Origin of the sequence: Stenotrophomonas sp. WHRI 8082 (genome assembly GCF_040223995.2) — a bacterium.
GTDB lineage: Bacteria > Pseudomonadota > Gammaproteobacteria > Xanthomonadales > Xanthomonadaceae > Stenotrophomonas.
The window spans coordinates 2,253,176-2,280,000 of record NZ_CP167826.1; the positions used below are offsets into that span (position 1 = coordinate 2,253,176).

The window sequence follows — 26,825 nt, forward strand, 5'->3', positions numbered from 1 at the left end:
GCACGCCCCGCGTATGACGAAAAGGCCCGGCAATTGCCGGGCCTTTTCCGTTCCAGCACACGGCCTGCGCGTTACTCGCCCTGGTACTGTTTTTCTTCCACCAGCGCCGAACCGGCGACCCGGTTGATCTCGTTCTTCACCTGCACACGTTCGCCGTTGGTGCCATAGACACCGCGCGCGAGCTGCACGAAGGCGTCGTCGAACACCTGCGCCGCTTCTTTGTCGCGTAGCTGGTCCTGGATATCCCACATGCGCTCGTTGATGGCCTTCAGCTGCTGCTTCAGGGCATCCAGCGCCGGCTGACTGCTGCGTTGCGCGGCGAACAACGGCAGCAAGCCGTCCAGTTCGGTGCGTATGTTGGCCAGTTTGTCCGCATCCGAGATGCGTTCGGCCTTGATTTCCAGGATGGTGATCTTGTCGATCAGCTCGCCGATCGATACAGGGGTCAGGATCGCGTCCACGCAGGTGCTCCGTTGAACAGTGGGCCATGATAGCGCGCGCGGACTTTACGTCGTCTTTGCGCGCAACCGGGGCCGGCGCCATCGATCGGTTACGCCCCGTCCTTCCACACTGCCCAGCTCCGACGGCCCTGCCGTCATTGCACAGGACAGCAGCATGAAGTGGGATGGGATGCGCAGGTACACAGCGGCGGGACTGCTGGTGGCAGGGATGGGGGCGCAGGCCACTGCGGGCGCATCGGGCAGCGGAAGCCTGGCCTTGGCCAGCGACTATGTCTGGCGTGGCAGCTCGCAGACCGGTGGCGATCCCGCGGTGCAGGCGGGCGTGCGGCTCAGCGCGCGCAATGGGCTGTATGCCAGTGTGTGGGGATCGAATGTCGCGTTCACGCCGGACGTCGGTGCGCGTAGCGAGTTCGATGCGGCACTGGGGTGGAGCGGTGATCTGACGCCCGCATGGGGCCTGGACGGCAGCGTCGTGCGCTACGTCTACCCCGCTACTGGACGCGCGCTGGACTGGACCGAACTGTCCGCCACGGCGACCTACCGGCAACGCGCGTGGCTGCAGTTGGCGCATTCGCGCGATGCCCTGGCCGGTGGTGACGCCGGTACCTATGCACAGATCGGTGGACGCCTCCCGCTGGGGGCTGACACGCGCCTGGAGGCCGTCTACGGCCGCTATTGGCTGGCCAGCGCGCAGGCGCGCAACTACCAGCATGTGCAGGTCAGCCTGATCCGCGCGATGGCCGAACGCTGGGAACTGCGCGTCACTGGCCACGCTACCGACGGCGCTGCCCGCACCGTGTTCCCCGGCAATGCCGGCGGCCGTCTGGAACTGGCGCTGCAGGCCAGCTTCTAGCCGCAGCGCCGAGCCGTGCCCGGCCGCCCGTCCGTCGCGGCGCCCTGATGTCGCCCGCCGGGCGGGGCTCGGCGCTACCGTGCGCGTTCGTTACAGGGCGGCGCGAGGGTGTCTTACCCGTTCGCCGCGCCGCGCACCCGCAGTACCAGGCCCTTCAGGAAATACCGCAGCAGCTGGTCGCCGGCTTTGCGGAAGTTCTTGTGGTCGCGCTGGCGGAACACGGCGCTCAGCTCCGGCTTGGTCACGGCGAAGCCGGCGTCGACGAAAATCTCGTGCAGGTCCACGTCCCGCAGCTGGAAAGCAACACGCAGCTTCTTCAGGATCAGGTTGTTGTCGATGCGCGTCTCGATGGCGCGCTGTGGCTGGGTCTCGTCGCGGCCGCGCAGGTGCACGATCAGGCCGTCCAGCACATGGGCCAGCGCCTCATCGCTGCAGGGTTCGAAGCCTGCTTCGTTTTCCTGCTTCAACCAGGCATTGACCTGCTCGGCAGTCACCGGAAAGGCGGGATCGGCCAGTTCGCACAGCACCACAATGTGGTTGTCGCTCAGGTCGAGGGCAAAGCGCAGGCTGCGCAGGACATCGTTGTTGATCATGATCTTCCACACCACCGGTACGGCGTACCGGGACCACCATTGTACCGTCCCCATCCGCTGTCATCCGGCGGTCACGGAACTGCAGCACAGTGCGCGCTGTGACCCTCTGCAGCAGGACCCCCGATGCGCGCTCGCTTTTTCCTTGCCTTGGCGGCCCTGATGCTGGCATCTCCGGCCTGGGCGCAGCCTGCCTTCGTGCCACTGCAGCAGCGGGTCGACCCGACGAAGCTGGCCGATATCGGACTGAGCACGGCGCAGCTTGATGCGCTGAACCGGCTGCTGCAGGACACAGAAGCCGCGCATCCGCAGACCGTGCCGGACGTCGCCCGCGCCGGCGTCCCGTCGGCGGCGGATGCGTCGCCACGGCCTGCCCCCATGCATATCGGCCTGGACGAGGGGCCCATCAAGGCACGCGCCACCGGCACCATCGCCGGGTGGGAGCCGGGCACGCTGTTCACCCTGGACAACGGCCAGCAATGGCAGGTGTTGAAGGGGCGGATGACCCTGCGACATGCCGTGCAGGATCCGCAGATCGAAGTGGTGCCCGGCATCGCCGGCCGCTGGTTCCTGCAGGTCGATCCGGACCTGCCGAAGGCGCGCGTGTTCCGCGTACGCTGAGCGCACCGCAACCGATCCGGCAACACAGGCGCTGGCCGACAGTGACAGAATGTCCGCCTGACCCCATGGAGTTGCCAGATGACCCGTACTGCCCTGATCACCGGCGCCACCTCCGGCTTCGGTGCCGCTGCCGTCCATCGCTTTGCCAAGGCGGGCTGGAACGTCATCGCGACCGGCCGTCGCAGCGAACGACTGCAGCCGCTGGTGGACACCTACGGGGCTGACCGGGTACACGCCGCCGTATTCGACGTGCGCGATGCAGAGGCGATGGATGCCGCGCTCGCGGCGTTGCCGCCGGCGTTCGCGCAGATCGATCTGCTGGTGAACAACGCGGGCCTGGCGCAGGGCACCGCGCCTGCCCAGCTGGCCCGTCTGGAAGACTGGCGCACGATGATCGACACCAATGTCACGGCGCTGGTCACGCTGACCCACCGCCTGCTGCCGCAACTGGTCGCGCGCAAGGGCGCCATCATCAATATTTCGTCCGTGGCCGGCGTCTACCCGTATCCGGGTGGCAATGCCTACGGCGGCACCAAAGCATTCGTCAGCCAGTTCTCGCTGGGCCTGCGCGCGGACCTGCACGGCAGTGGCGTGCGGGTGACCACCATTGAACCGGGCATGGCGGAGACCGAGTTCACCGTGGTGCGTACGCACGGCGACCAGGCGGCGTCGGACAAGCTGTATACCGGTGCCAATCCGATGACGGCCGACGATATCGCCGAGCAGATCTTCTGGGTGGCCAGCCTGCCGTCGCACCTCAACATCAACCGCTTGGAAGTGATGCCGGTCAGCCAGTCCTTCGCCGGTTTTCAGGTCGCCCGCGAAGGCTGACCCCGAACGCAGCAGGGATCGGATTCCTTTCGCTGGACGAAAGGGATCCGATCCCGGGCGGCCGGTTACTGTGCCTTGATCGCCATCGCCTGCAGGCCGGTACCGTCTACCTTCTGCTTGGCTTCTGACAGCTCGCCGGCGGTGCCGTAAGGCCCCATCCGTACACGATAGACCGTCTTGCCGTTGATCTGGGCCGATTCCACGCGGGCCGGCAGGCCGATCATGGCCAGCTTGGCCTTGGTCGCTTCGGCATCACCCGACGCACCGAAGGCGCCGGCCTGCAGGATGTAGCGCACGTTGCTTTCCGCAGCGGCGATGGCCGGCGCGGGTGCTGCCGTTGCGTTGGGGGCAGCAGCAGGCGCGCTGGCTACCGGCGTGGCGGCCGCCGGCGGGGGCGACGCCGGACGCTCATTCAATGGGGCGGGCAGGGCCGTGCTGGCCGGCGCGGTGGCCGTGCCTGCCGTGTTCGTTGCCGCCGTGGACGACGGCGCGGGGGCCGCAGCGGGCGGTACCGGCTTGCCTTCCAGCGCCGCCTGCGCGCGCTGCGCTTCCGTCCGCACCCGACGCTGGTCTTCGGCACGCGCGCTGGCAGCCAGTTCCGCGTCGGACATCTCCACTTCCTTGCCGGGCAGCAGCGTGTAGAAGTCGTACTGCGTCGCGGCGGGCTTGGCGGGCTCGGCCGGCTTCGCCGCCGCAGGCGTTTCCACCTGCGAACCCACGTCGCCCTCGGCCTCGGCTACCGGCGCCGGCTGCGCATTCGGGTCCGGGCGCGGGCCCGCACGCAGGAAGCCGTCGGCATCGCCTTTGAACAGATTCGGTGCGGCCAGGAACACCACCGCGGCAATCGCCACGCCGGCGATCAGCCACACCCATCCCGGCGTTCCCTGGCTGCTGTTGCGCCGTGCCTGACTTTTGCCGCGTCGTGCTGCCATGTCTACTACGTCTCCAGTGCTTACATTTTTTCCGGGGCGCCCACGCCCAGGAGTTCGAGGCCATTGCTCAGCACCTGGCGCGTCGCGCAGGCGAGGGTGAGCTTGGCATCGCGGTCGGCGGCGTCTTCCACCAGCACCGGCGTCCCGTGATACCACGTGTGGAACGCGTGTGCCAATTCACGCAGGTACTGCGCGACCAGATGCGGTTCCAGCGCAATGCCGGCGGCTTCCACCACCTCCGGATACCGCGAGATTTCATTCATCAGGTTCAGCGACGACTCGTCGTCCAGCGTACGCAGCGCGGTCAGTCCCTGCTCCTGTGAATACCCCATTCCCTTCTCGTTCGCCTGGCGAAGCAGGCTGCACACGCGGGCATGGGCGTACTGCACGTAGAACACCGGATTGTCGTTGCTCTGCTGCCGCGCCAGATCGATGTCGAAAGTCAGCTGCGAGTCCGGCTTGCGCGCGATCAGGAACCAACGGGTCGCATCGCGGCCGGCTTCCTCGATCAGGTCGCGCAGGGTGAAGTAGCTGCCGGCGCGCTTGGACAGCTTCACCTCTTCGCCGCCACGCATCACCGTCACCATCTGGTGCAGCACGTACTCGGGCCAGCCCTGCGGGATACCCACGCCCATTGCCTGCAGGCCGGCGCGAACGCGCGACAGCGAGCCGTGATGGTCTGCGCCCAGTTCAGTGATGGCGCGCTCGTAGCCGCGCTGCCACTTGGTCAGGTGATAGGCCACGTCCGGGACGAAGTAGGTGAAGGTGCCGTCGGACTTGCGCATCACGCGGTCCTTGTCGTCACCGAAGTCGGTCGAGCGCAGCCACAGCGCGCCGCCTTCCTCATAGGTATGTCCCGACTCCTGCAGGCGCTGCACCGCTTCGGCGACTTTGCCGTCGTTGTACAGCGAGCTTTCCAGGAAATAGATGTCGAAATCCACGCCGAATGCGGCCAGGTCGAGATTCTGCTCGTTGCGCAGGTAGGCCACGGCGAAACGACGAAGTGCCGCCATGTCGTCGGGATCCTTGGCGCCGACCACCATGGTGCCTTCCAGGTCGACGCTGGCGCCGCGCATGTACGCGTCGGCCACGTCCTGGATGTAATCGCCGCGGTAGCCGCCTTCCGGCCAGCCGGGCTCGTCGGGCTTGATGCCCTTGACCCGTGCGTGGGTGGACAGGGCGAGGTTCTCGATCTGCACGCCGGCATCGTTGTAATAGAACTCGCGCTTGGCGTTCCAGCCATTGGCATCCAGCACGCGGGCAACGCAGTCACCGATCGCGGCGGCACGGCCGTGGCCGACGTGCAACGGTCCGGTCGGGTTGGCGGACACATACTCCACGCCGACCGTACGGCCATTGCCGGACAGGTTGCGACCGTAGTCGACACCTTCCTTGATCACGCTGACGGCCTCGCGCTGGAACGCGCTGGCCGCGAGGTGGAAATTGATGAAGCCGGGGCCTGCGATCTCGACCTTGCTGACATCGGTGCTGTTCGGCAACGCCTCTACCAACGCCTGGGCGATGGCGCGCGGATTGCTGCGCGCAGCCTTGGCCAGCAGCATCGCGGCATTGGTGGCGAAGTCGCCGTGTTCCCGGGTCTTCGGGCGTTCGACCACGAATTCCGGCGGCAGGGAGTCGACGGGCAGGGTGCCATTGGCGCGCAGGGCTTCGATGCCTTGGCTGATCAGGGCGCGGAGGAGATTTTTCACGAGGCCTGCTGTGAAGTGAGCGGCGGAATCCCCCATTTTAGCCGATCTGTCCCCCCACGGCGGCAGCAACCGTACGTCGCAGCGTGGTGGCGCTCAGCTGGGGCCGCCGCAGCCGCCGTCGATCCCCGTGGCGTGGGCGGGTCTGGCCGCCCTGGCCCGGCGCTAGCGGGGCGTGCGGGCGGCGACAGGCAACAACCAACCGCGTTCAGCAAACGACACAGGGGGGCCTTCGCCGATGACCAGATGGTCCAGCAGGCGGATGTCCATGACCGCCAGCGCCTGCTGCAGCGCATGGGTCGCGTCATGGTCGGCCGAGGACGGTTCCGCATGGCCGGAGGGATGATTGTGGCTGACGATCACCGCTGCGGCGTTGTGGGCCATGGCGCGGCGGACAACCTCGCGCGGATGGACCGACGCCGCATTGATCGTGCCCTGGAACAGTTCTTCATAGGCCAGCAGACGGTGCTGGTTGTCCATGAACAGCGCCGCGAACACCTCGTTGGGGCGTCCGCGCAACCGGTGCTGCAGATAATGGGCTGCCACCGCCGGTGAATGTCCGACCACCTCGCGTTCGCCGAGACGGGCGGCGAGATGACGCTGGGCGAGCTCCAGTCCGGCCACCAGCGCGCAGCTGCGGGCCGGCCCCAGTCCCGGCAGCCGTGCCAGCTGGGCGGCGGGGAGGTCCAGCAGGCGACGCAGCGGGCCGTGCGCGCCGAGCAGGGCGCGGGCGGTCTGCACCGCATCCTGGCCACGCGTGCCGGAGCCGAGGAAGAGGGCCAGCAGCTCGGCTTCGGACAGCGCGCCGGGGCCTTTGGCCAGGAGTCGTTCGCGGGGGCGCTCATTGGGGGGCCAGTCATGGATTGCCATGCCGGCAGTGTGCGGTGACCGCAGGCGGCGGCCCATCAGGTACCGGCGTGTCGCCGCTTCAGACCTTGGCAGGGACCCGGATCGGGCAAGTCTGCAGGAAGGCATGCAGCTCATGGTTGCCGGTCAGCCCCAGCTTCCGCATCGCGTCGGACTTCTGCCGGCTGACGGTCTTCGGACTGCGGCCACGACGCTGGGCGATGGCGTTGATGCTCAGGCCCACCCGCAGGCCCTCCAGCACCTCGCATTCACCGGGCGACAGGCTAGCCGGGCGCGTCCGGTGGGCGAGGTCGCGGGCTTCCAGATGGGAGCGCAGGTGCTGCGACACATAGGTCTGGCCGGAAGCCGCCGTGCGTACCGCCTGTGCCAGTTCGTCGAAGTCGACGGCCTTGTCCAGCGCGCCGCGCACGCCGCTTCCCAGCAGCATGGCCAGCACGCTCGGGCTGGCGGTGCCGGTGAGTACCACCAGCGGCAGGTCGGGATGATCGGTCCGGATGCGGTCCAGCAGCTCGGGTCCGTCCAGCCCTTCGCCGGGCATGGTCAGGTCGGTCAAGACAACGTCGCAGGGCTGCCGGGACAGCAGGGCGAGCAGCGTTTCACCGCCTGGCGCCTCGCCGACCACGTCGATCTGTGCGTTCTGCAGGACCACGCGGGCACCGTACAGGATGATCGGATGATCGTCGGCGATGATGGTCCGGATATACAAAAAGACGTCCTGCGCTGGTGCGGAACCGATAACAGACGCCCGCTTGTTGCAAGCGGCGGGGGCGACATCCGGCTTCGTTTGATGCTGCCATACATGTCCTTATATCCGTCGGTCATATCTCCTCAAATAGGGGGTCTACGGGGCTTTCGGCTAAGCTAATGTCTTTGCGCGCATAGGATTTTTCCGGTGGCTGACTCACCCAAGGCTTCCCCGGCACCGCCGCGCCCTTTGCAAGGGCGTCGGGTGCTGCTGTGTGTCGGTGGCGGAATCGCGGCCTACAAGTCGCTGGAGCTGGTGCGCCGGCTGCGTGATGCAGGTGCGCAGGTGCAGGTCGCGATGACCGCGGGTGCCCAGCAGTTCGTCACGCCGCTGAGTTTCCAGGCGCTGTCCGGGCATCCCACGCGGACCACCCTGTGGGACAGCGCGGCCGAACAGGCGATGGGCCATATCGAGCTGGCGCGCTGGGCCGATCGCATCGTGATCGCTCCCGCCACCGCCGACCTGCTGGCTCGGCTGGCGCAGGGGCATGCCGACGATCTGGTCACCACGCTGTGCCTGGCCAGTACCGCAGCCCTCACCGTGTGCCCGGCGATGAACCACCGCATGTGGCTGCATCCGGCCACGCAGGCGAACATCGGGCTGCTGCGCGCGCGCGGTGCGCAGGTGGTCGGGCCGGTGGACGGTCCGCTGGCCGAAGGCGAGTCCGGTCCCGGCCGGCTGGCCGAGCCGGATGACATCGTGGCCGCGCTGGTGGCCGCCGAACGCGCTGACGCGGACACGCAGCAAGCGGTTGCCGGCAGCCAGTTGGCAGGCCTGCGCGTTGTGATCAGTGCCGGGCCGACGTATGAAGACATCGATCCGGTCCGCTACGTCGGCAACCGCAGCAGCGGCAAGATGGGCTATGCGCTCGCCGCCGCCGCCGCCCGGCTGGGCGCCAGCGTGGTGCTGGTCAGTGGGCCGGTCCATCTGGCCACGCCGGCAGGCGTGCAGCGCATCGACGTGCGTTCGGCGGCGCAGATGCGCGATGCGGTACTCGGCGCACTGCCCGCCGACATCTACATCGGGGCGGCCGCCGTTTCCGATTACACGCCGCGTCACGTAGCACCGCAGAAGCTGAAGAAAACCGCCGACAGCCAGTCACTGGTGATCGACCTGGTGCGTACGCCCGACATCCTGGCCGAGGTCGCCACCCAGACCCAGTCGTTGAAGCTGGTCGTCGGGTTCGCCGCGGAAACCCACGACGTGGAGAAGTACGCGCGCGGCAAGCTGGTCGACAAGCGTCTGGATCTGGTGATCGCCAACCAGGTGGGGCAGGGCACGGGCGGATTCGAGAGTGACGACAACGCCGCCACGGCCTACTGGCAGGGGGGCGAGCAGGTATTCCCGGCCACCTCGAAGACCGAACTGGCCACCCACCTCCTCGCCCTCATCGCGCAAAGGCTCAAAGCATGACCACCGCATCCCGTCCCGCCACGCCGTCCCTGCAGCCCTTGCAGGTGAAGCTGCTTGATCCGCGCTTCGGCGACAGCTGGCCATTGCCGGCCTACGCCACCGAAGCCAGCGCCGGCATGGACCTGCGTGCGGCGCTGGAAACCGCGCTGACCCTGCAGCCGGGTGACACCGCGCTGGTGCCCAGCGGGCTGTCCATCCACGTAGCCGATCCGAACCTGTGTGCGGTGATCCTGCCACGGTCCGGGCTGGGCCACCGCCACGGCATCGTGCTGGGCAACGGGACCGGCCTCATCGATGCCGATTACCAGGGACCGCTGTTGATCAGCGTCTGGAACCGGGGCCGCGATGCCTTCACCATCGAGCCCGGTGACCGGATCGCGCAATTGGTCGTACTGCCGATCGTGCGCGTCGGCCTTCAGGTAGTGGATACTTTCAGCGACAGCATGCGCGGCGCGGGTGGATTCGGCCATACCGGAGTGCGCTGAACTCTCGGGGGACAGGATGATCGGCAAGGGGAAGGGAGTAGCGGCAAGCGGGCGCACGGGACCGTTGTTGGCGGTGCTGCTGCTGTTGTTGGCTGGGTGGTTCGGTTGGAGTGCCGCGCAACAATGGCGGCAGACGCATACCGGCACGCAGCTGGAACAGGCGCGCGATACCGCCGTGCAGGGACTGCAACAAGCGCTGGACGGTCAGGTGCAGCAGTTCGCCAGGCAGTTGCAGGCGCCGCGGGTGCAGCAGGCCCTGCAGGCCGGCGACACGACCGCTGCGGCAATGGCATTACGTGAAAGCTGGACCGGCGTCGAAGACGTGCAGGTGTGGAATGGCACGCTGGACAGCGCCTACGCGGATCCGCCGGCCTTTGGGTACGCGCGTCTCGCCTTGCTGGAGGCCGCACTGGGCGCGGAGGCGCCGGTTGCCCGGGTGGTGCGTGCAAAAGAGGGCGCGCGGTTCGGATTGGCCGCGCGTGTCCCGCTTGGCCCGGAAGAGGCTGCCGTGGTCTACGTACAGCAGCCGCTGATGCAGCTCACCGGACCGCTGGATGCCGTGCAGGCGCCGGCGAGCGGCTACCTCGCGCTGCGCCAGGGAAGTTTCAACGTGCTCGAGCGCGGTAACCCAGCGCTTGCCGACAGTGGTGAAGTGCTGGCGCGCCCGATCAAGGGCAGCAGCCTGCGGCTGGCCGCCGGGGTGCCCTCCATCGAGGCCGGTCCGCTGGGACTGGGGCCGCTCGGCTGTTCCATCGTGGCCCTGTTGCTGGTGCTGGTTGCCGTGCTGGTGGTGGTGGGCAAGTCGCGCCTGCCATTGCCCTCGCGCACATCGCGCACCGCGGCCGAAGAACACGGATTGACCCTGCGCGAAAGCCTGGCGCAGACCGCCGTCGACACCGAAGCAGACGCGCCCGCGCTGGATGACAGCAGGCCCGTCACGCCGCCGGCCGCCGCCGCTACGCTGGCGGCAGGCATTTTCCGTGCGTACGACATCCGTGGCGTGGTCGGTGATGAGCTGAGCCCCAAGGTGGCCGCGCTGATCGGCCAGGCCATCGGCAGTGAAGTGGTGGAGCAGGGCCTGCGCGAAGTCGTGATCGGTCGTGATGGTCGCCTGTCGGGCCCGGAGCTTGCCGCCGGCCTGGCCGAAGGGCTTCGCCGCGCGGGCTGCGATGTCATCGACATCGGCCTGGCACCCACACCGGTGGTGTACTTCGCCAGCCATCACCTGCGTACCGGCAGCTGCGTCGCGGTGACCGGCAGCCACAATCCGCCGGAGTACAACGGCTTCAAGATCGTGATCGCGGGCCAGACCTTGTCCGGCGACGCGGTCACCGCGCTGTACACGCGCATCGTCGAGGGCCGCTTGACCCAGGCCGCGACGCCCGGCAACTACCAGCAGCGCGAAGTGAACGATGAGTACGTGCGGCGCATCGCCGACGACGTGCAGCTGGAACGGCCCTTGAAGGTCGTGGCCGATGCGGGCAACGGCGTGGCCGGTGCCCTGGTGCAGCCGCTGCTGGAAGCCATCGGCGCGGAAGTCATCCCGCTGTACTGCGATGTGGATGGCACCTTCCCCAACCACCATCCCGATCCAAGCGTGCCCGAAAACCTGCAGGACCTCGTGCAGACGGTGAAGCGTTTCGGTGCGGACCTGGGTATCGCCTTCGACGGTGATGGTGATCGCCTTGGCGTGGTCACGCCGGACGGCACGATCATCTTCGCCGACCGCCTGCTGATGCTCTTCGCCGCCGACGTGCTGCTGCGCAATCCGGGTGCGATGGTGATCTATGACGTGAAGTGCACCGGCAAGCTGGCCGACTTCGTGCTGCGCCATGGCGGCAGCCCGATGATGTGGAAGACCGGACATTCGCTGATCAAAGCACGGATGGCCGAGACGGATGCGGAGCTGGCCGGCGAGATGAGCGGCCACTTCTTCTTCCGCGAGCGCTGGTTCGGTTTCGACGATGGCCTGTATGCCGCCGCGCGCCTGTTGGAGATCCTTGCCCTGCGCGAGGAGACGCCGCAGGAGGTGCTGGAGGAACTGCCGCAGAGCCTCTCCACGCCGGAGATCAAGGTGCCCGTTGCCGATGGCACGCCGCACGCGCTCGTATCGCTGGTGGTCAGTGCGGCGCAGGCGCCGGAGAACCCGTTTGTCGGCGGCCGCATCTCCACGATCGACGGTCTGCGTGTCGACTTCGCCGACGGGTGGGGCCTGGTGCGCGCGTCCAACACCACCCCGGTGCTGGTGCTGCGTTTCGAGGCCGACACCGATGCGGCACTGGAGCGCATCAAGGCCCAGTTCCGCGCACAGCTGCAGCCCCTGCTGGGTGACCAGGACCTCGGTACCTGGTAGCGCCCTGCTTCGGTAGCGCCGACCCATGGTCGGCGAGCGCAGCGGCGCCTACCCCTTGAACCGCAATCCCACGCCCGGTTCGGTGAACAGATAGCGCGAGTGCAGCGCGGAATCGCCCAGCTTCTGCCGAAGCTTGCCGACCAGGATCCGCAGGTAATGCGTATCGTGCTGATGGGTCGGCCCCCAGATGTCCTTCAGGATCTGCGGCTGCGTCACCACCCGGCCGGCATTCACCAGCAGCAGCGACAACAGGGCGTACTCCTTGCGTGTCAGGGTGACGGGCACCCCCTCCAACGTCACCTCGCGGCGCACCAGGTCGATGCGCAGATGCCCATCGTCGAACACCGGCGGCTGGCCATCGAGCGGCAACGCGCGCGTGCGCAGCAGCATCCGTACGCGTGCCATCAGCTCCTGCGTGCCAAACGGCTTGGTCACGTAGTCGTTGGCCCCGGCATCCAGCGCACGCACCTTTTCTGCTTCGCCTGCGCGGACCGTCAGCATGATCACCGGCACCTGGCTCCACTGCCGGAGGTCGGCCAGCACCTCGTGCCCTTCCCGGTCCGGCAGGCCGATATCCAGGATCACCAGGTCCACGTGCTCCTCCACCAGTCGTTCAAGCCCTTCCAAGCCGCTGGCGGCCTGCACCACCCGATAGCCCTGCGCACGCAGGCTGATATCCAGGAAGCGACGGATCTGCGCTTCATCGTCGATGACCAGCACGCAGGCGGGGGGAATGGAGGGAGCGGTGTCAGGCGGCAGCGGCATCGGGGTGACCGGCAGGGGTGAGCAGAGGCAGCGAAATCCGTATCAGCGTACCGCGTCCGTCCTGTCCTGCCAGCGCCTGCACGCTGCCTCCATGTGCGCCGATCATGCCCTGGCAGATGGCCAGGCCCAGCCCGGTGCCGTGGCGGCCGCGATCACCGCGTTCCACGCTGTAGAACATATCGAAGATGCGGGCCCGCTCATCGGCCGGGATGCCAGGCCCATGGTCGAGCACGTCGACCACCAGCGTGGCGCCCTGCAACCGCGCGCTGACCGTGACCGGCGCCCCCGGCGGGGAAAACTTCGCGGCGTTTTCCATCACGTTGAACAGGGCCTGTTCGACCAGTGCTGGATGCACCCAGATCGGGGCAAGTGACGGCGGGATGTCCAGTACCAATTGCACCGTCGGCTGGTAACGCTGCAGCCGTCGTGCGGCCGAGCCGACCAGCTCGTCCACGCCGATCCAGTCGCGGTTGATCGTCAGCCCGTCATGGCCGAGCCGGGTCATGTCCAGCAGGTTCTGGATGTAGCGGTCCAGGCGTTCGCCTTCCAGCATGATGGTGTCCAGCAGCGCACGGCGGTCGCTGCCATCCATCGCCTCGCCATAGCTGGCCAGGCTGTCGGCCGACCCGATCATTGCGGCAAGCGGCGAACGCAGGTCATGGGAGACCGATGACAACAGCGCCGAGCGCAGTCGTTCGGTCTCGTTGCTGACGTGGGCCTGTTCCAGCTCGGCCACCAGGCGCGTACGCAGCGCGGCCTGGGCAATGTCGTCCACCATCGCCATCGCCAGCTGCCGTTGTTCCGGTGCCAACCGCGCCAGCCCCTGCGGAAAGCACAGCGCCGCCACGCCGATGCAGCGTGCGTCGCCATCCAGCAGGGGGAGGCACCACCACCGTGCGCCGGCCAAGGTATCGGTGAAGCGGCCGCTGGCCTGCCCTTGGCGCTGCGACCAGTCGGCGGCGGCCAGGTCCGTATCGCCCGGCACGGCGCTGCCACTGCGAGCCACGTCGCTGCCGATACGAAGCCATGCCGGTGCCTCCAAGGCCTGCTCCAGGGCTTGCCGTCCGGCGCTGGCCACGGCTTCAATGCTGGCGGCGCGGGTGAGCTGCAGGCCCAGCTGCTGGCGGGCATGTGCATGCCGGTTGGCAGCGCGCAACGCGACCACCTGCATGCGCAGGCGTGACGCAAGGCGGCCCGCCACCAGCGCCGCAGCCAGGAACAGAAAGACGGTGATCACGCCTTGCCGCGCACTGATGGCGAAGGTGAAGCGCGGTGCGATGAACAGGAAGTTGTACGCCAGGAAGCACAGGCCGGCGGCGAGCACCGCAGCGCTCGCGCGGGTACGGGCGGCGACCAGCACCACCGCGACAATGAACACCATCGACAGATCCGCCATGCCCACCCAGCGTTCGGCGACCCACGCCACCGCGCAGGCGAGGGTGCACGCGACCAGGGCCTGCAGCATTTCCATGCCTTGGCCCGGTGAGGGCGACAGCTGGCGATCACGCCGCGACCTGGCGCGCGCGCGCGGCGTGCTGATGATGGTGATCTCGTAGTGCGCGCCATGCTGGATCAGCTGCTGGGTGAGCGTCCGGTTGAGCATCCGGGCCAGTGGGCGTTCGCGCGTACGCCCCAGCAGCAGCGTCGATACGTTGTTCTGTGCGGCATGGTCCAGCAACGCGTCAGCCACGCTGGCGCCATGCAGTAGTTCAGCGTCCGCCCCCAGCCGGCGTGCGAGCGCGAACGCCGCGTCGATCTCACGCTGGGTCGCTTCGTCGGCGCGCCGTCGTTGCACGGTGACCACGGTCCACGGCGCATCGCGGCGCTCGGCGATGCGCCGTGCCACGCGGACCAGATACTCGCTCTGCCCAGCCCCATCGATCGCCACCAGCACGCGTCGGCGCAAGGGCAAGGCCGCCTCCCCGCCCGCGGCGCGGACCTCGCGCAGGCTGCTGTCGACGCGGTCGGCCGCTTCCTGCATCGCCAGTTCGCGCAGCGCGGTCAGGTTGGCGGTGGAGAAAAAAGACTGCAGTGCCTGCGAGGCCTGTTCCGGTATGTAGACCTTGCCCTGCTGCAGGCGTGCGATCAGTTCGCGCGGCGGCAGGTCGACCAGCACGATGTCGTGCAGTCGATCCAGCACGACATCGGGCACGGTTTCGGTGACCCGGATGCCGGTGATGCGCAGGACGACGTCATTGAGGCTTTCCAGATGCTGGATGTTGACCGTGGTCCACACATCGATGCCGGCATCCAGCAGCTCCAGCACATCCTGCCATCGACGTTCATGGCGGCTGCCCGGTGCATTGCGATGGGCCAGTTCGTCCACCAGCACCAGCGCGGGCGCGCGCTGCACGATGGCGTCCAGGTCCATTTCCTGCAGCGTCCGGTCGCGGTAGGTCAGCTGTCGCTGCGGCAGCGTGGGCACGCCGTGCAGCAGCGCGGCGGTCTCGGCGCGGCCATGGGTTTCCACGACGCCCGCCACCAGGTCCACGCCGCGCCGCAGCTGTTCCTGCGCACGCGTGAGCATGCTGAAGGTCTTGCCCACGCCCGGTGCCGCGCCGAGGAACACGGTCAGCCTGCCCCCGGCATCGCGCTGCAGTCCTTCGATGAGGGCATCGGCCTGGCGGCTGCGGGAATCGGTCATGGCGCTGATTGTGCGCCAGCACGGTGCGCCACGACATCACCGTGCATGCGCGGCCGCCTGCACGGACTGGTTGAGTCGCATCACGTTGATCCGGGGTTGGCCGAACAGGCCCCAGCGCGGCGCCTGCAGCTGCGCATCGACCAGCGCCTGTACGGCGGCGGGGGACAGGCCACGCGCACGCGCCACGCGGGCCACCTGCACCTGCACGGCGGCCGGCGAAAGATCCGGATCCAGGCCGCTGCCGGACTGGGTCACCAGATCAGCCGGCACCTGCGCCGCGGGAATGCCTTCGCGCTTAGCCACAGCGGCGGTGGCTTCGGCAACGCGGGCAGCCAGTGCGGGATTGCTGCGCGCCATGTTGGACCCGGCCGCCGCCATCGGATCGTGGCTGGCCGCGGACGGACGTGTCTGGAACCAGCCATCGCCGACGAAAGGCTGTGCCAGCAGCGCTGAACCGCGCACCGTGCCCTGCGCGTCGTGCAGCAGGCTGCCGTCGGACTGCGCCGGAAAGGCCAGCCGTGCCAGCCCCGTGCCGACGCCGGCGTAAAGCGCGCCGGCCAGCAGCAGGCTGCCCAGCCCCAGCACCACGGCGGGGCGCCAAGCGGCGTCATGCTGCAGTCTCGCTTCGCGCTCGGCCGCAGCCCGGGCATGTGCGCGCGCCGGTGCGGTGGTCTCTGCGGGGGTCATCATCGAACGATTCATGCGCCAATCACCATCATCAGGAGGAAGTCGATCGCCTTGATCGCCATGAACGGCAGCAGCACGCCACCGAGCCCGTACACCAGCATGTTCCGCCGCAGCAACATCGTGGCCGTGGCCGGACGGAAGCGGACGCCGCGCAATGCCAACGGAATCAGGGCAGGGATCACCAGCGCATTGAAGATCAATGCGGCGAGCACCGCGTTGCGTGGACTGGACAGGCCCATCACGTTCAACGACGCCATCGCAGGCACGGTCGCGGCGAACAGCGCCGGCAGGATGGCGAAGTATTTGGAGATGTCGTTGGCCAGCGAGAACGTCGTCAGCGCACCGCGGGTGATCAGCTGCTGCTTGCCGATTTCGACCACGGCCAGCAGCTTGGCCGGATCCGAATCCAGGTCGACCATGTTGCCGGCCTCCTTGGCGGCCTGGGTGCCGGAGTTCATCGCCAGGCCGATGTCGGCCTGCGCCAGCGCGGGCGCATCGTTGGTGCCATCGCCGACCATCGCCACCAACCGGCCGCCGGCCTGCTCCTGGCGGATGCGCGCCAGCTTGTCTTCGGGACGGGCCTCGGCGATGTAGTCGTCCACGCCGGCCTCGGCCGCGATCGCGGCGGCGGTAAGCGGGTTGTCGCCGGTGATCATCACCGTGCGGATGCCCATCGCCCGCAGCTGGGCGAATTTCTCGCGCATGCCGTGCTTGACCACGTCGGACAGTTCGACCACGCCCAGCACATGGCGACCTTCGGCCACCACCAGCGGTGTGGCGCCCTTGCGCGCAACCTGTTCCACGCGTCCGCTCAGTTCGGCCGGCACCTCGCCGCCCAGCGCCTGTACGTGCGCGCGGATGGCGTCGGCGGCGCCTTTGCGGATGCTTCTGGACGTCCCCAGGTCGACGCCGGACATCCGTGTCTGTGCGCTGAAAGCGAGGTAATGGGCCTGTTCGGGCTCTGCGTGGCGGCAGCCCTGTTCGCGCCCCAGGCGCACGATGGATTTACCCTCCGGCGTGGGGTCGGCGAGCGATGACAGCAGGGCCGCCTCGCGCAGCTGTGACACATCCACGCCCGCCAACGGATGGAACGCGGTCGCCTGCCGGTCGCCATGGGTGATGGTGCCGGTCTTGTCCAGCAGCAGCACATCAATGTCGCCGGCCACTTCCACGGCCTTGCCCGACTTGGCCAGGATGTTGGCGGACAGTGCCCGGTTCATGCCCGCGATGCCGATGGCCGGCAGCAGTCCGCCGATGGTGGTCGGGATCAGGCAGACCAGCAGCGCAACCAGCAACAAGGGATCCACGCGTACGCCCACCGATGCACCGATCGCCGGCAGGGTCGCCACCACCACCAGGAAGGTCAGCGTCATCGCGGCCAGCAGCAGGGTCAGCGCCACTTCGTTCGGTGTTTTCTGCCGGTTGGCCCCTTCCACCAGCGCGATCATCCGATCCAGGAAACTGTGGCCGGGTTCGGCGGTGATGCGCACCACGATCTGGTCCGACAGGACCTTGGTGCCGCCGATCACCCCGGACCGATCGGTGCCGGCTTCACGCAGCACCGGCGCCGATTCGCCGGTGACGGCGGCTTCGTTGATGGTGGCCAGGCCTTGGACGATCTCACCATCGGCCGGCACCAGCTCGCCCTCGCTGACCAGCACGTGGTCACCCGGGCGCAGTTCGGCAGCGGCGACCTGTTCCTGCTGCGCATCAGGGTGCGCCGAGCTCAGGCGTCGCGCGACCAGATCCTGACGGGCGCGTCGCAGGGAGGCGGCCTGGCCTCGGCCACGTGCTTCGGCCACCGCCTCGGCGAAGTTGCCGAACAGCACGGTGAGCAGCAGGATCGCACTCACCGCCAGGCCGAAGCCGAGCGGTGCATTGCCGCTCAGCGTGATGACCAGCGCGAGCAGGGTGCCGGCCAGCACCACGGCCATCACCGGGCTGTGCATCAGGTGCCGGGGGGAAAGCTTGCGGACGGATTCCAGCAGCGCGTGGCGCAGCCCGGCGGCATCCAGCAGGGCAGGGCGACGCGGTAGGGAAGAAGGAGCGACAGGGTTCATGGGCATTGCCTCAATGCAGGCCAAGGCTGAGGTGGTCGGCCACCGGGCCAAGCACCAGAACCGGCAGGAACTGCAGGACGGTCAGGATGACGATCACGCTGAGCAGGGTCAGCGCGAAGGTGGGGGTTTCGATCTGCAGCGTGCCCGGCGACTCCGGTGCCCGGCGCTTGGCGGCAAGTTGTGCGGCGATCACCAGCGGCACGATCAGCAGCGGGAAGCGGCCCAGCAGCAGGACCAGCGAGCAGGTCAGGTTCCACCACGGCGTGTTGTCGCCCAGCCCCTCGAAACCCGAGCCGTTGTTGGCGTAGGCCGAGGCGTACTCATAGAACACCTGGCTGATGCCATGGAAGCCGGGATTGGACGCGCCGGACAACCCCGGTACGGCCAAGGTGATCGCGGTAAGCACCAGCAGGGTGATCGGCTGCAGCAGGACCAGCAGCGCGAGCAGGCGGATCTGCGGTGTTTCCAGCTTGCGACCGAACAGCTCCGGCGTACGGCCGGTCATCAGGCCGGCCAGGAATACGCCCAGCAGCAGGTAGACGATGAACTGCTGCAGGCCGCAGCCGATGCCGCCCCAGATGGCACTGACCAGCATGTTGACCAGCGACACCGCACTGGCCAGCGGACTCATCGAATCGAGCATGCCATTGACCGAACCGTTCGACACCTGGGTGGTGACGGCCGCCCACAACGCCGTGGCGTCACTGCCCAGCCGTACTTCCTTGCCTTCCATCAGCAGGGCGCTGGCGGCGGTGGGGGAGTGGCCTTCCAGCCAGACGGTGGCCGCGATGGAGACCGTGGACATGCTGGCCATGCAGCCCAGTACCAGCCAGCCGAAGCGGCGGCGTCCGGTGAAGGCACCGATCATGAAGATGATCGCGATGGGGATCAGCAGGATACCGACCAGCTCCAGTGCGTTGGACAGCGGCGTCGGGTTCTCCAAGGGAAACGCGCTGTTCGGCCCATACCAGCCGCCGCCGTTGGCGCCGAGCTGCTTGGCGGCGACCATCGCGGCGACCGGGCCCAGCGGGATCTTCTGCGTTTCCATGCCAGCGCTCGCGTCCATCGGCGTGGCCTGCGGGCCTGCCGCGAACGTGGACGGCACGCCCTGGCTCGCCAGCAGCACGGTCCACAGCAGGCACAGCGGCAGCATGAAACGCACGCACAGGCGCAGCACGTCGCGGTAGTAGTTGCCTACATCGATGCGGCGGTCGCCATCGTCGGTCACGTCCGTCCGTGTCGGCGCGAACATCGCGCGCAGCGTGGCCACCGCCAGTGCCAGGCCCATCATCGGCGTCACCACCTGCAGGCCGGTGATACCGGTCATCTGCGAGAGATAGGACAGCTGCGCCTGGCCCGAATAATGCTGCTGGTTGGTGTTGGTAAGGAAGGACACCATCGTATGCAGCGCCGTATCCCACCGCAGGTTGGCAATGCCATCGGGATTGAGCGGCAGCCAGGCCTGGGTCATGAACACCGCCCAGACCAGCACGGCGATGACCAGGTTGCTGAGCACGAACGCACCGACGTAACCCCGCCAGGACATGCCACGCGCCGGATCGATGCCGAGCACGCGGTACAGCGGTTTTTCAATCCAGTGGAACAGGGGGTCGATGCGCATGGGGGCGCCCCGCATCACCCGCGCCAGGTACAGGCCCAGCGGCCAGGCCAGCAGCACGCTGGCGGCCAGCAGAACGAAGATCTCAGTCATGTCAGGGGCCCGTCAGAAGGATTCGGGCCGGAGCACGACGTAGAGCAGGTACGCGGCCGCCACCAGCACCAGCACGCCGCACAGCAGGGAAAGCCAGCCGGGCATGGTCAGCACCCCGCCTGGCAGGAACAGCAACGGCCGCCGGCCGGATGGGCGGCGGTGCAACGCGAAGTCGATGACATGACAGTGATCGTCCTGGTGGAAACGCTCCACCTCAGGACGTCATGCTCCGCCTGGCACGCGTAAAGCCTCCATGGCGCGTTTCCTGCGGCCGCATAAAGTCAGCGTAAATACTGCGAACGGCGGAGCCCCTCGCGCTGGCTGCGTGAAGCTGCATCTGGGGCTGGGCCGGGCGGTGGGGCTGGTCGGGGGACGGCAAGATCCGCATCCATGCGTGCCTCGTTTCGCGCCATCCATGGCGCTCAACGCCCCCGCCCAGCCCCACCGCCCGACCCCCCTGACAGGTTCCGTGGCCGCCAGACGCGTAATAAAAAAGAGAAAAGCGGTAGCGCCGACCCATGGTCGGCGAGCGCAGCGGGCCGTTGGCGGGAACATTCCGCCGACCATGGGTCGGCGTTACCGCAGGTCCCGTTGACCCGTCGGGTGGAGGGAGCCCCTGAGTCAGGGGCGGCCGCGAAGCGGCGGGGTGTGGGTGCTGGTGAGACGGGGCCCGCGGTTTGCGAAGCAAAGCGTGGGAGCGGCAGCGCGAATGCGATGACGTGGACCCGTGCCGCGAAGCGGCGGGGTGTGGGTGCTGGTGAGACGGGGCCCACGGTTTGCGAAGCAAAGCGTGGGAGCGGCAGCGCGAATGCGATGACGTGGACCCGTGCCGCGAAGCGGCGGGGTGTGGGTGCTGGTGAGACGGGGCCCACGGTTTGCGCAGCAAAGCGTGGGAGCGACAGCGCGAATGCGATGACGTGGACCCGTGTGCCCTCAGGCCGCCGGCGTACCGCCTTTCAGCAGGCGGAAACGCTGCACCGTCTCGTCGATCTCCACATCCAATTCCTTGCGCTGGCGCTCGAAGGTCGCCTGCATGCGTTGCTGTGCGATCAGTTCCCCATGCCGCTGGCGGATGGTGGCGGCGGGCTTGTCGCCCACGGGGCGGCCGGCCAGTTCCTGGTCGCCGGCGCTGGCCAGTGCAGTGAACAGCGCATCGCGCAGGCTGGCGACGTTGTACCGCGCCGTATTGATGTTGTTTTCGAGAATGCCGATGCGTTCGCTGAAGACCCGCCGCAGTTCGGCTTCACTGCCATAGGTGGACAGCATCGCCTGCTCGGTACGTTGGCGGGTCTCGCGCGCCATTTCATCCAGGCGCGCTTGCGCGTCTGCCACGGCGGCCTGTGCGCGCTCATCCTCGTTGAGCGCGCGCTGCACCTGGCCGCTGCGCAGGCCGCTGCTGGCGCTGAACTCTTCGCGCGCATTGTTGACCGCGTCGGCGGGCAGGGCATCGCTGCAGATGCGTTGAGTGCCCTGGTTCCAGCAATACAGCTTCTTCGGCTTGGGATCTGCCGCGCCCTGTGCGCTGGCCACGCAAGGCACGGTCAGCAGCACGACCGCTAACAGAGATGAAATCCTCACCATGGCGACCACCCCCTTGGGCCGTTTCAGTGCGTAGGACGGCTGCCGTAGCGGGACCGATAGTCCTCCAGCGGCTGCCGGTAGCCGACAAGTTCCGGGTTTCCGGACGCGAAATCAAGCAGATCCGCCATCGTCGCAACGGCGATCACCGGAATGCCGGCTTCTTCGGCCACGGCCTGCGCGGCCGAGCGCTTGTCGGTTTCCGAGGCGATCTCCTGGCGATCCAGTGCCACCACGATGCCGGCCGGAATGCCGCCCGCCGCACGGATGATCGCCATCGCTTCGCGGATCGCGGTGCCCGCGGTGATGACGTCATCGACGATCAGCACCCGCTTTCCGGTCATGTCGGCGCCGATCAGCTGGCCGCCTTCGCCGTGGTCCTTCACTTCCTTGCGGTTGAACGACAACGGCAGGTCGCGGCCACGCTGCGCCAGCTCGCAGGCCATCGCGGTGGCCAGCGGAATGCCCTTGTAGGCCGGGCCGAACACCACGTCGTACTTCAGGCCGACCGCATCGACGGCGTCGGCGTAACACAGCGCCAGCTGCGCCATCTTGGAGCCGGAATCAAATCGGCCGGCATTGAAAAAATAGGGGCTCAGGCGGCCGGACTTCAGGGTGAACTGGCCGAAGCGCAGGGCGTCGGCGCTCAGGGCCAACTGCAGGAAACGGTGACGATGGTCGCTCATCTGACTCTATCTATCTTCTTCTTGGAACGTAAAGCGTACTGCAAAGCCCGCGTCAGGTCCCTTTCAACCGGGGAGAAAGGGGGCCGAGGCCGGTGGCAACAGGTATGCTGGGCCGGTTTCCGCCGACACCCTGAATCGACCGCATGCGCATCATCAGCTTCAACGCCAACGGCATCCGTTCGGCTGCCAGCAAAGGCTTCCTCGAGTGGTTCCGCGCCCAGGACGCCGACGTCCTGTGCATCCAGGAAACCAAGGCACAGGAGGCGCAGCTGTCCGATCCGATGTTCCGTCCGGATGGCCACCACTGCTTCTACCGCGACGCCAGCACCAAGAAGGGCTACAGCGGCGTGGCCATCTACAGCAAGCGCGAACCCGACCAGGTCATCACCTCGCTGGGCTGGGCGCCGTTCGACGAAGAAGGGCGTTACATCGAGGCCCGCTTCGGCAATCTCAGCGTGGTTTCCTTCTATATTCCGTCGGGCAGTTCCGGCGATCTGCGCCAGGGCTTCAAGTTCGAGGTGATGGAATGGCTCCGGCCGATCCTCGACCAGTGGCTGCACAGCGGCCGTGATTACGTCCTCTGCGGCGACTGGAACATCGTCCGCTCGGCGCTGGACATCAAGAACTGGAAATCCAACCAGAAGAACTCCGGCTGCCTGCCGGAAGAGCGCGACTGGCTCAATGCGGTGTGCGCCGACCATGGCCAGGCCACCGACCTGGCCAGCGGGCGCGGCTGGGCGGATGCTTACCGCGTGCTGCACCCGACCGGCGAGGACTACACGTGGTGGAGCAACCGCGGCGCGGCGCGGGCCAACAACGTGGGGTGGCGCATTGACTACCAGTTCGTCAGCCCGGGCCTGCGCGACCGCCTGCAGGGGTGCTCGATCTACCGGGACGAGCGCTTCTCCGACCATGCCCCCTTCTGCGTGGACTACGCCCCATGACGGACGCGCCCGCGCCCGCGTCGTACAAGGGCTGGGCCGGCATCAAGCGCGCCTTCGGCACGCCCTCGGCCCTGACCATGGCGCTGCTGGGCTTCGGCAGCGGCCTGCCGTTCCTGCTGATCGCCTCACAGACCCTGTCCACGCGCCTGCGCGACGTCGGCCTGGAGCTGGGCAGCATCGGCCTGATCAGCCTGGCCAGCTTCTTCTACCTGCTCAAGTTCCTGTGGGCCCCGATGCTGGACCGCTACGCGGTGCCCCTGCTGGGTTTCATGGGCCGCCGCCGTTCCTGGCTGCTGGTGTCGCAGGTCATGGTGCTGGTGGGTCTGGTCGCGCTGGCCTTCGTGCGCCCGGAACAGGGCGTGTGGCCACTGGTCTGCTGGGTACTGGTGGCGTCCTTCGCCGGCGCCACCCAGGATTCGGTGGTCGATGCGTATCGTATCGAGATCGCACCGGATGCCTCGCAGGCTGCATTGGCGGCCACGTACACGCTGGGCTACCGGATCGGCCTGATCCTGGCCGGGGCTGGCGCGCTGTACCTGGCGCAGTTCGAAGGCTGGATCATCGCCTACCTGGCCATGGCCGCGCTGATGCTGCTACCGATCCTCACCACGGTGTTCTGCCGCGAGCCGGCGCACCCGGAAGCGGCCGTCGTGCGCCGCATCGATGTGGCCGAAGCCTTCATCCAGCCGATCAGCAGCTTCTTCACCCGCAACGGGGTAGCGCTGGCGGTCGGCCTGTTGGCCTTCGTCGGGTTGTTCAAATTCCCGGACCAGGTGATCGGCGTGATGGCCGGTCCCTTCTATCTCGATTCGGGCTTCGACAAGGCGGACATCGCCACCGTGTCCAAGCTGTTCGGTGTCTGGATGGGCATCGGCGGGGCGTTCCTCGGCGGCATCGCGGTGGCCGCGTTCGGCTTCCGCCGGATGCTGCTGGTGGCGGCCCTCGGCGTCGCCCTGTCCAACCTCGCGTTCCTGCTGATGGCCCATAACCCTGGCCAGCTGTGGGCGTTCTATGCGGCGTTGAGTGCCGACAACCTGTTCCAGGGGTTTGCCGGCACGGTGCTGGTGGCGTTCATGTCATCGCTGACCGATCGCAACTTCACCGCCACCCAGTACGCGCTGCTGGTCTCGCTGGCCAACCTGCCGGGCAAGTTCGTCGGCGGTGTGTCCGGATACATCGTGGAGGCCACCTCGTATAGCGTGTTCTTCATGCTCAGCGCGGTGACCGTGGTGCCGACGCTGCTGCTGCTGGCGTGGTTGTGGCCACGCCTGTCCGACACCGCATCGCCTGCAGGCTGATTGCCTGCGGGCGCGCGGTACGGGATGATCGACTATCGGCACCGTGGGGACGGGGCCATGCAAGGGGGAGCACACTCATGGCGGACCTGCTGCTGCAGGAAGTGGATCCGATGATCCTGGACCGTATCGCGCGGTTGGCGGTGGCGCGAGGGTGGACACAGGCGCAGGCCTGCGTCGCCGTGCTGGAACAGGGCCTGTTTTCCACCGAACTGGAAGTCCGCAGCGGCTTCGAGAATCCGGAAGTCGATGCATTGGCCGATGCCATCGCGGCCCTGCAGGCCCTGCCGGCCGGCCACGGCTTCTGACGCGTCGCCAAGTGCCGGGCCACGCTCGGCGAATCCCGAACGGCCTTACCCCGGATGGATCGCGCCCAGGATCCGCGGCCCCTGTGCGCCGGTGACGCTGGGCAGGTTGCCCGCCAGTCCGTCCAGCGTGCGCTGCGCCAGCCACGCGAACCCCATCGCCTCCATATAGTCCGGGTCCAGCCCGTGCACGGCGCTGGATTCCACCACCACGCCGGGCAAGCGTGCGCCCAGCCGCAGCAGCAGTTGGCCATTGCGGACGCCGCCGCCACACACCAGAAGACGACGGGTGCCAGGCTGGTTGCGCCGCAGCGCATCGGCGATGGTGGCGACGCTCAGCTCCAGCAGCGTGGCCTGCACATCGGCCGCCGGGCGCTGGCCATCGGCCAGGAAGCTCTGTGCCCATGGCAGGTGGAACTGCTCGCGGCCGGTGCTCTTGGGCGGCGGCAACTGGAACCACGGGTCGGCCCGCCAGCGCGCCAGCAGGCCCTCGTCGACCACGCCACTGGCGGCGAAGGCACCATCGGCATCGAATGCCTGGCCGGTGTGGCGCTGGCACCACGCATCCAGCAGGGCGTTGGCCGGGCCCGTATCGAAGCCGAGCAGGGTGCCCGATCGCGGGATGAGCGTCAGGTTGGCGATGCCGCCGAGATTCAGCACGGCACGGTCTTCGTCGGCCGTGCCCAGCATGGCCAGATGGAAGGCCGGCATCAGCGGGGCGCCCTGGCCCCCGGCGGCGACATCGCGACGACGAAAATCGGCGACGGTGGTGATGCCGGTGCGCTCGGCGATGCGGTTGGCATCGCCCAGTTGTAGGGTGAACGCAGGCGATGCATTCGGGCGATGACGGACCGTCTGGCCGTGCGAACCGATGGCCCGCACCTGCCGTGCCGCCACACCGGACTGCGCAAGCAGGTCCGCGGCAGCCTCGGCGAAGGCCAGGCCGATGCGCGCATCCAGATCGCCCAGCTCGTCCAGTGACGCCAGTTCACCGCCTTGCCCCAGGACCACCAGGCGCTCGCGCAGTGTCGGCTCCCAGGCGCCGGTCAGGCCGTCGATGAAGTGGCATCCGCCCTCAGCGGGAAACTGCACGAGGGCCGCATCGATGCCATCGGCACTGGTGCCGGACATCAGGCCTATATAGAGCGGGCACGTCGGATCGAACGAGGCGGTCATCGGAACTCCAGAAACGACAAGGGCGCCAGCTTGGGCGCCCTGTCATGAGCCGTCAATGCAGGAACAGGCTGCGGCCTCAGCCGCGCTTGTTGCCGGTCGCCACCCGCGGCGCACTCGCCACTTCAGTGCCGGAGGCACGTCCGGCCGGGGCCGGGCTGGCATCGGCGTAGATCATCTTCTCCATGCCCTGGATGCGCGCCATCGCCGGCGAGGTCTGCGCGCGGAAGGCCACCAGTTCGGCGCCACGCAGCGGCTCGGGCGGCGGCATGGTCACGCTGAGCGGATTGCGATGCTCGCCGTTGACGCGGAATTCGTAGTGCAGGTGCGGGCCGGTGGCCAGACCGGTGGAGCCGACGTAGCCGATCACCGTGCCCTGCGCCACGCGCTGGCCGGCCTTGATGTTGCCGAAGCGCGACATATGTCCGTACAGCGTGGTGTGGCCGCGACCGTGGTCGAGGATCACCACGTTGCCGTAGCCGCGCTGGGTACCGGCGAACTGCACGCGCGCATCGCCCGCGGCCATGATCGGGGTGCCGGTGCGTGCGGCGTAGTCCACGCCCTTGTGCATGCGCATCTTGCCCAGCACGGGGTGCTTGCGTGCGCCGAAGGTCGAGCTCAACCGCGCGAACTGGATCGGCATGCGGATGAAGCTCTTCTTCAACGGGCGGCCATCGAGATCGAAATACTCTGCCTTGCCGTTGCGGTCGAAGCGGAAGCCGGAATAGGTCTTGCCCCCACTGCTGAAGGTGGCGGCCAGGATCTTGCTGGTGTCTACGCGCTCGCCTTCGCGCCAGGTTTCATCCATCACCACGCTGAAGCGGTCGCCCGGCTGCAGGTCTTTGGAGAAATCGATGTCGTATTTGAAGATCTCGTCGGTCATGGTCGCGATCGCCGAAGGCGAAAGCCCCGCCTTGCGCGCGGCGGCGTACAGCGAGCTGGTGATCTCACCGCTGGTGACCACGGTGCGGGTGCTGGTCTCGCGCTTGCTGACCGTTTCCTTGATGGTGTCCCCGGCCAGCGCCAACTCCACCCGGTTGGCATCGTCCCGGTTGAAGCGGATGCTGCGCAGCTCACCGGACAACGGCATGTCGAAGGCGATCTCGGTGCCTGGGCGCAG

Annotated in this window: 25 protein-coding genes (1 of these 25 cut by a window edge); 9 read left to right on the forward strand and 16 right to left on the reverse strand. The window is 67.8% G+C overall.

Annotated features, from left to right (window positions below; all coding sequences use genetic code 11):
- Positions 1-71 precede the first annotated feature (71 nt).
- Positions 72-461, reverse strand: a complete 390-nt coding sequence (locus tag ABRP17_RS09875) for a DUF6165 family protein (RefSeq protein ID WP_188325809.1) — start codon at positions 459-461, stop codon at positions 72-74.
- A gap of 169 nt (positions 462-630) precedes the next feature.
- Here ABRP17_RS09875 and ABRP17_RS09880 point away from each other — a divergent pair, with 169 nt between their 5' ends.
- The gene (locus ABRP17_RS09880; RefSeq protein ID WP_349986459.1) at positions 631-1,314 is read left to right on the forward strand and encodes a TorF family putative porin; all 684 of its coding nucleotides are present in this window, start codon (positions 631-633) and stop codon (positions 1,312-1,314) included.
- A gap of 113 nt (positions 1,315-1,427) precedes the next feature.
- On the opposite strand, the gene ABRP17_RS09885 is transcribed toward ABRP17_RS09880, so the two are convergent.
- The gene (locus ABRP17_RS09885; RefSeq protein ID WP_188325811.1) at positions 1,428-1,907 is read right to left on the reverse strand and encodes a DUF1456 family protein; all 480 of its coding nucleotides are present in this window, start codon (positions 1,905-1,907) and stop codon (positions 1,428-1,430) included.
- Between the two features lie 123 nt (positions 1,908-2,030).
- On the opposite strand from ABRP17_RS09885, the gene ABRP17_RS09890 reads away from it, so the two are divergent.
- Both ABRP17_RS09890 and ABRP17_RS09895 read left to right on the forward strand, forming a co-directional pair.
- Entirely contained in the window at positions 2,031-2,525 is a 495-nt protein-coding gene (locus ABRP17_RS09890; RefSeq protein ID WP_188325812.1) for a hypothetical protein, read from the forward strand.
- Positions 2,526-2,603: 78 nt separating this feature from the next.
- On the forward strand, positions 2,604-3,356 hold the full coding sequence (locus tag ABRP17_RS09895) for an SDR family NAD(P)-dependent oxidoreductase (RefSeq protein ID WP_349986461.1): 753 nt from the start codon (positions 2,604-2,606) through the stop codon (positions 3,354-3,356).
- A gap of 65 nt (positions 3,357-3,421) precedes the next feature.
- Here ABRP17_RS09895 and ABRP17_RS09900 read toward each other — a convergent pair whose 3' ends face one another.
- From ABRP17_RS09900 to ABRP17_RS09915, 4 genes are all read right to left on the reverse strand, one after another.
- Entirely contained in the window at positions 3,422-4,288 is an 867-nt protein-coding gene (locus ABRP17_RS09900) for an SPOR domain-containing protein (RefSeq protein WP_349986462.1), read from the reverse strand.
- 20 nt (positions 4,289-4,308) lie between these two features.
- A complete protein-coding gene (argS, locus tag ABRP17_RS09905; RefSeq protein WP_188325815.1) occupies positions 4,309-5,997 on the reverse strand; it encodes an arginine--tRNA ligase in 1,689 nt (562 codons plus the stop codon).
- Positions 5,998-6,159: 162 nt separating this feature from the next.
- Positions 6,160-6,864 (reverse strand): DNA repair protein RadC, encoded by a 705-nt coding sequence (gene radC / locus ABRP17_RS09910; protein WP_188325816.1) that lies wholly within the window; start codon positions 6,862-6,864, stop codon positions 6,160-6,162.
- Between the two features lie 58 nt (positions 6,865-6,922).
- On the reverse strand, positions 6,923-7,567 hold the full coding sequence (locus ABRP17_RS09915) for a response regulator transcription factor (protein WP_188325817.1): 645 nt from the start codon (positions 7,565-7,567) through the stop codon (positions 6,923-6,925).
- A gap of 186 nt (positions 7,568-7,753) precedes the next feature.
- Between ABRP17_RS09915 and coaBC the strand changes: the two genes are divergently transcribed.
- From coaBC to ABRP17_RS09930, 3 genes are read left to right on the forward strand one after another with little or no spacing between them, the layout of a single operon-like run.
- Entirely contained in the window at positions 7,754-9,019 is a 1,266-nt protein-coding gene (gene coaBC / locus ABRP17_RS09920; protein WP_188325818.1) for a bifunctional phosphopantothenoylcysteine decarboxylase/phosphopantothenate--cysteine ligase CoaBC, read from the forward strand.
- On the forward strand, positions 9,016-9,504 hold the full coding sequence (dut, locus tag ABRP17_RS09925; RefSeq protein WP_349986464.1) for a dUTP diphosphatase: 489 nt from the start codon (positions 9,016-9,018) through the stop codon (positions 9,502-9,504). The genes coaBC and dut overlap by 4 nt, the downstream gene beginning before the upstream one ends.
- 16 nt (positions 9,505-9,520) lie before the next feature.
- Complete coding sequence (locus tag ABRP17_RS09930; protein ID WP_349986465.1) at positions 9,521-11,857, forward strand: phosphomannomutase/phosphoglucomutase; 2,337 nt, start codon at positions 9,521-9,523, stop codon at positions 11,855-11,857.
- A gap of 48 nt (positions 11,858-11,905) precedes the next feature.
- On the opposite strand, the gene ABRP17_RS09935 is transcribed toward ABRP17_RS09930, so the two are convergent.
- The 8 genes from ABRP17_RS09935 to pyrE form a co-directional block, all read right to left on the reverse strand.
- Positions 11,906-12,622 (reverse strand): response regulator transcription factor, encoded by a 717-nt coding sequence (locus tag ABRP17_RS09935; RefSeq protein ID WP_349986466.1) that lies wholly within the window; start codon positions 12,620-12,622, stop codon positions 11,906-11,908.
- Positions 12,606-15,266, reverse strand: coding sequence for a sensor histidine kinase KdpD (locus ABRP17_RS09940; RefSeq protein WP_349986467.1), 2,661 nt, complete (start codon positions 15,264-15,266; stop codon positions 12,606-12,608). Before ABRP17_RS09940 ends, ABRP17_RS09935 begins: the two co-directional genes overlap by 17 nt.
- A gap of 36 nt (positions 15,267-15,302) precedes the next feature.
- Complete coding sequence (gene kdpC, locus ABRP17_RS09945; protein ID WP_349986468.1) at positions 15,303-15,968, reverse strand: potassium-transporting ATPase subunit KdpC; 666 nt, start codon at positions 15,966-15,968, stop codon at positions 15,303-15,305.
- On the reverse strand, positions 15,965-18,013 hold the full coding sequence (gene kdpB, locus ABRP17_RS09950) for a potassium-transporting ATPase subunit KdpB (protein ID WP_372486748.1): 2,049 nt from the start codon (positions 18,011-18,013) through the stop codon (positions 15,965-15,967). Before kdpB ends, kdpC begins: the two co-directional genes overlap by 4 nt.
- Positions 18,014-18,023: 10 nt before the next feature.
- Positions 18,024-19,724, reverse strand: coding sequence for a potassium-transporting ATPase subunit KdpA (kdpA, locus tag ABRP17_RS09955; RefSeq protein ID WP_349986472.1), 1,701 nt, complete (start codon positions 19,722-19,724; stop codon positions 18,024-18,026).
- Positions 19,725-19,736: 12 nt separating this feature from the next.
- Positions 19,737-19,829, reverse strand: coding sequence for a potassium-transporting ATPase subunit F (locus tag ABRP17_RS09960; RefSeq protein WP_188327166.1), 93 nt, complete (start codon positions 19,827-19,829; stop codon positions 19,737-19,739).
- A gap of 828 nt (positions 19,830-20,657) precedes the next feature.
- Positions 20,658-21,305 carry a hypothetical protein gene (locus tag ABRP17_RS09965; protein ID WP_188325826.1) on the reverse strand — a complete coding sequence of 216 codons (648 nt, stop codon included), beginning with the start codon at positions 21,303-21,305 and terminating at the stop codon, positions 20,658-20,660.
- A gap of 23 nt (positions 21,306-21,328) precedes the next feature.
- Positions 21,329-21,988, reverse strand: a complete 660-nt coding sequence (pyrE, locus tag ABRP17_RS09970; RefSeq protein ID WP_188325827.1) for an orotate phosphoribosyltransferase — start codon at positions 21,986-21,988, stop codon at positions 21,329-21,331.
- A gap of 143 nt (positions 21,989-22,131) precedes the next feature.
- Between pyrE and ABRP17_RS09975 the strand changes: the two genes are divergently transcribed.
- The 3 genes from ABRP17_RS09975 (at position 22,132) to ABRP17_RS09985 (ending at position 24,535) form a co-directional block, all read left to right on the forward strand.
- Entirely contained in the window at positions 22,132-22,932 is an 801-nt protein-coding gene (locus ABRP17_RS09975; RefSeq protein ID WP_192082076.1) for an exodeoxyribonuclease III, read from the forward strand.
- Positions 22,929-24,230: an MFS transporter gene (locus tag ABRP17_RS09980; protein WP_192082075.1), complete on the forward strand. Its 1,302-nt coding sequence runs from the start codon at positions 22,929-22,931 to the stop codon at positions 24,228-24,230. Before ABRP17_RS09975 ends, ABRP17_RS09980 begins: the two co-directional genes overlap by 4 nt.
- Before the next feature lie 77 nt (positions 24,231-24,307).
- The gene (locus ABRP17_RS09985; RefSeq protein ID WP_188325830.1) at positions 24,308-24,535 is read left to right on the forward strand and encodes a hypothetical protein; all 228 of its coding nucleotides are present in this window, start codon (positions 24,308-24,310) and stop codon (positions 24,533-24,535) included.
- 45 nt (positions 24,536-24,580) lie between these two features.
- On the opposite strand, the gene ABRP17_RS09990 is transcribed toward ABRP17_RS09985, so the two are convergent.
- Positions 24,581-25,708 (reverse strand): anhydro-N-acetylmuramic acid kinase, encoded by a 1,128-nt coding sequence (locus ABRP17_RS09990; protein ID WP_349986816.1) that lies wholly within the window; start codon positions 25,706-25,708, stop codon positions 24,581-24,583.
- A 76-nt stretch (positions 25,709-25,784) separates the two neighbouring features.
- A protein-coding gene (locus ABRP17_RS09995; RefSeq protein ID WP_188325831.1) for a peptidoglycan DD-metalloendopeptidase family protein crosses the window boundary here: on the reverse strand, positions 25,785-26,825 show its 3' portion. 426 nt of this gene lie beyond the right edge of the window; only the last 1,041 of its 1,467 coding nucleotides appear in the window; its start codon lies off the right edge, out of view — the gene reads right to left on this strand; it ends in the stop codon at positions 25,785-25,787.

Excerpts from the sequence above, each read along its gene's own strand:
- ABRP17_RS09975 (WP_192082076.1), top strand. The coding sequence starts at position 22,132 with ATGCGCATCATCAGCTTCAACGCCAACGGCATCCGTTCGGCTGCCAGC.
- ABRP17_RS09965 (WP_188325826.1), bottom strand. The coding sequence starts at position 21,305 with ATGGTGAGGATTTCATCTCTGTTAGCGGTCGTGCTGCTGACCGTGCCT.
- ABRP17_RS09985 (WP_188325830.1), top strand. The coding sequence starts at position 24,308 with ATGGCGGACCTGCTGCTGCAGGAAGTGGATCCGATGATCCTGGACCGT.
- ABRP17_RS09940 (WP_349986467.1), bottom strand. The coding sequence starts at position 15,266 with ATGACCGATTCCCGCAGCCGCCAGGCCGATGCCCTCATCGAAGGACTG.
- ABRP17_RS09930 (WP_349986465.1), top strand. The coding sequence starts at position 9,521 with ATGATCGGCAAGGGGAAGGGAGTAGCGGCAAGCGGGCGCACGGGACCG.
- ABRP17_RS09880 (WP_349986459.1), top strand. The coding sequence starts at position 631 with ATGCGCAGGTACACAGCGGCGGGACTGCTGGTGGCAGGGATGGGGGCG.
- radC (WP_188325816.1), bottom strand. The coding sequence starts at position 6,864 with ATGGCAATCCATGACTGGCCCCCCAATGAGCGCCCCCGCGAACGACTC.
- ABRP17_RS09885 (WP_188325811.1), bottom strand. The coding sequence starts at position 1,907 with ATGATCAACAACGATGTCCTGCGCAGCCTGCGCTTTGCCCTCGACCTG.
- dut (WP_349986464.1), top strand. The coding sequence starts at position 9,016 with ATGACCACCGCATCCCGTCCCGCCACGCCGTCCCTGCAGCCCTTGCAG.
- ABRP17_RS09960 (WP_188327166.1), bottom strand. The coding sequence starts at position 19,829 with ATGCCCGGCTGGCTTTCCCTGCTGTGCGGCGTGCTGGTGCTGGTGGCG.
- kdpA (WP_349986472.1), bottom strand. The coding sequence starts at position 19,724 with ATGACTGAGATCTTCGTTCTGCTGGCCGCCAGCGTGCTGCTGGCCTGG.
- kdpB (WP_372486748.1), bottom strand. The coding sequence starts at position 18,013 with ATGAACCCTGTCGCTCCTTCTTCCCTACCGCGTCGCCCTGCCCTGCTG.
- pyrE (WP_188325827.1), bottom strand. The coding sequence starts at position 21,988 with ATGAGCGACCATCGTCACCGTTTCCTGCAGTTGGCCCTGAGCGCCGAC.
- ABRP17_RS09895 (WP_349986461.1), top strand. The coding sequence starts at position 2,604 with ATGACCCGTACTGCCCTGATCACCGGCGCCACCTCCGGCTTCGGTGCC.
- ABRP17_RS09890 (WP_188325812.1), top strand. The coding sequence starts at position 2,031 with ATGCGCGCTCGCTTTTTCCTTGCCTTGGCGGCCCTGATGCTGGCATCT.
- ABRP17_RS09980 (WP_192082075.1), top strand. The coding sequence starts at position 22,929 with ATGACGGACGCGCCCGCGCCCGCGTCGTACAAGGGCTGGGCCGGCATC.
- kdpC (WP_349986468.1), bottom strand. The coding sequence starts at position 15,968 with ATGAATCGTTCGATGATGACCCCCGCAGAGACCACCGCACCGGCGCGC.
- ABRP17_RS09990 (WP_349986816.1), bottom strand. The coding sequence starts at position 25,708 with ATGACCGCCTCGTTCGATCCGACGTGCCCGCTCTATATAGGCCTGATG.
- ABRP17_RS09900 (WP_349986462.1), bottom strand. The coding sequence starts at position 4,288 with ATGGCAGCACGACGCGGCAAAAGTCAGGCACGGCGCAACAGCAGCCAG.
- ABRP17_RS09935 (WP_349986466.1), bottom strand. The coding sequence starts at position 12,622 with ATGCCGCTGCCGCCTGACACCGCTCCCTCCATTCCCCCCGCCTGCGTG.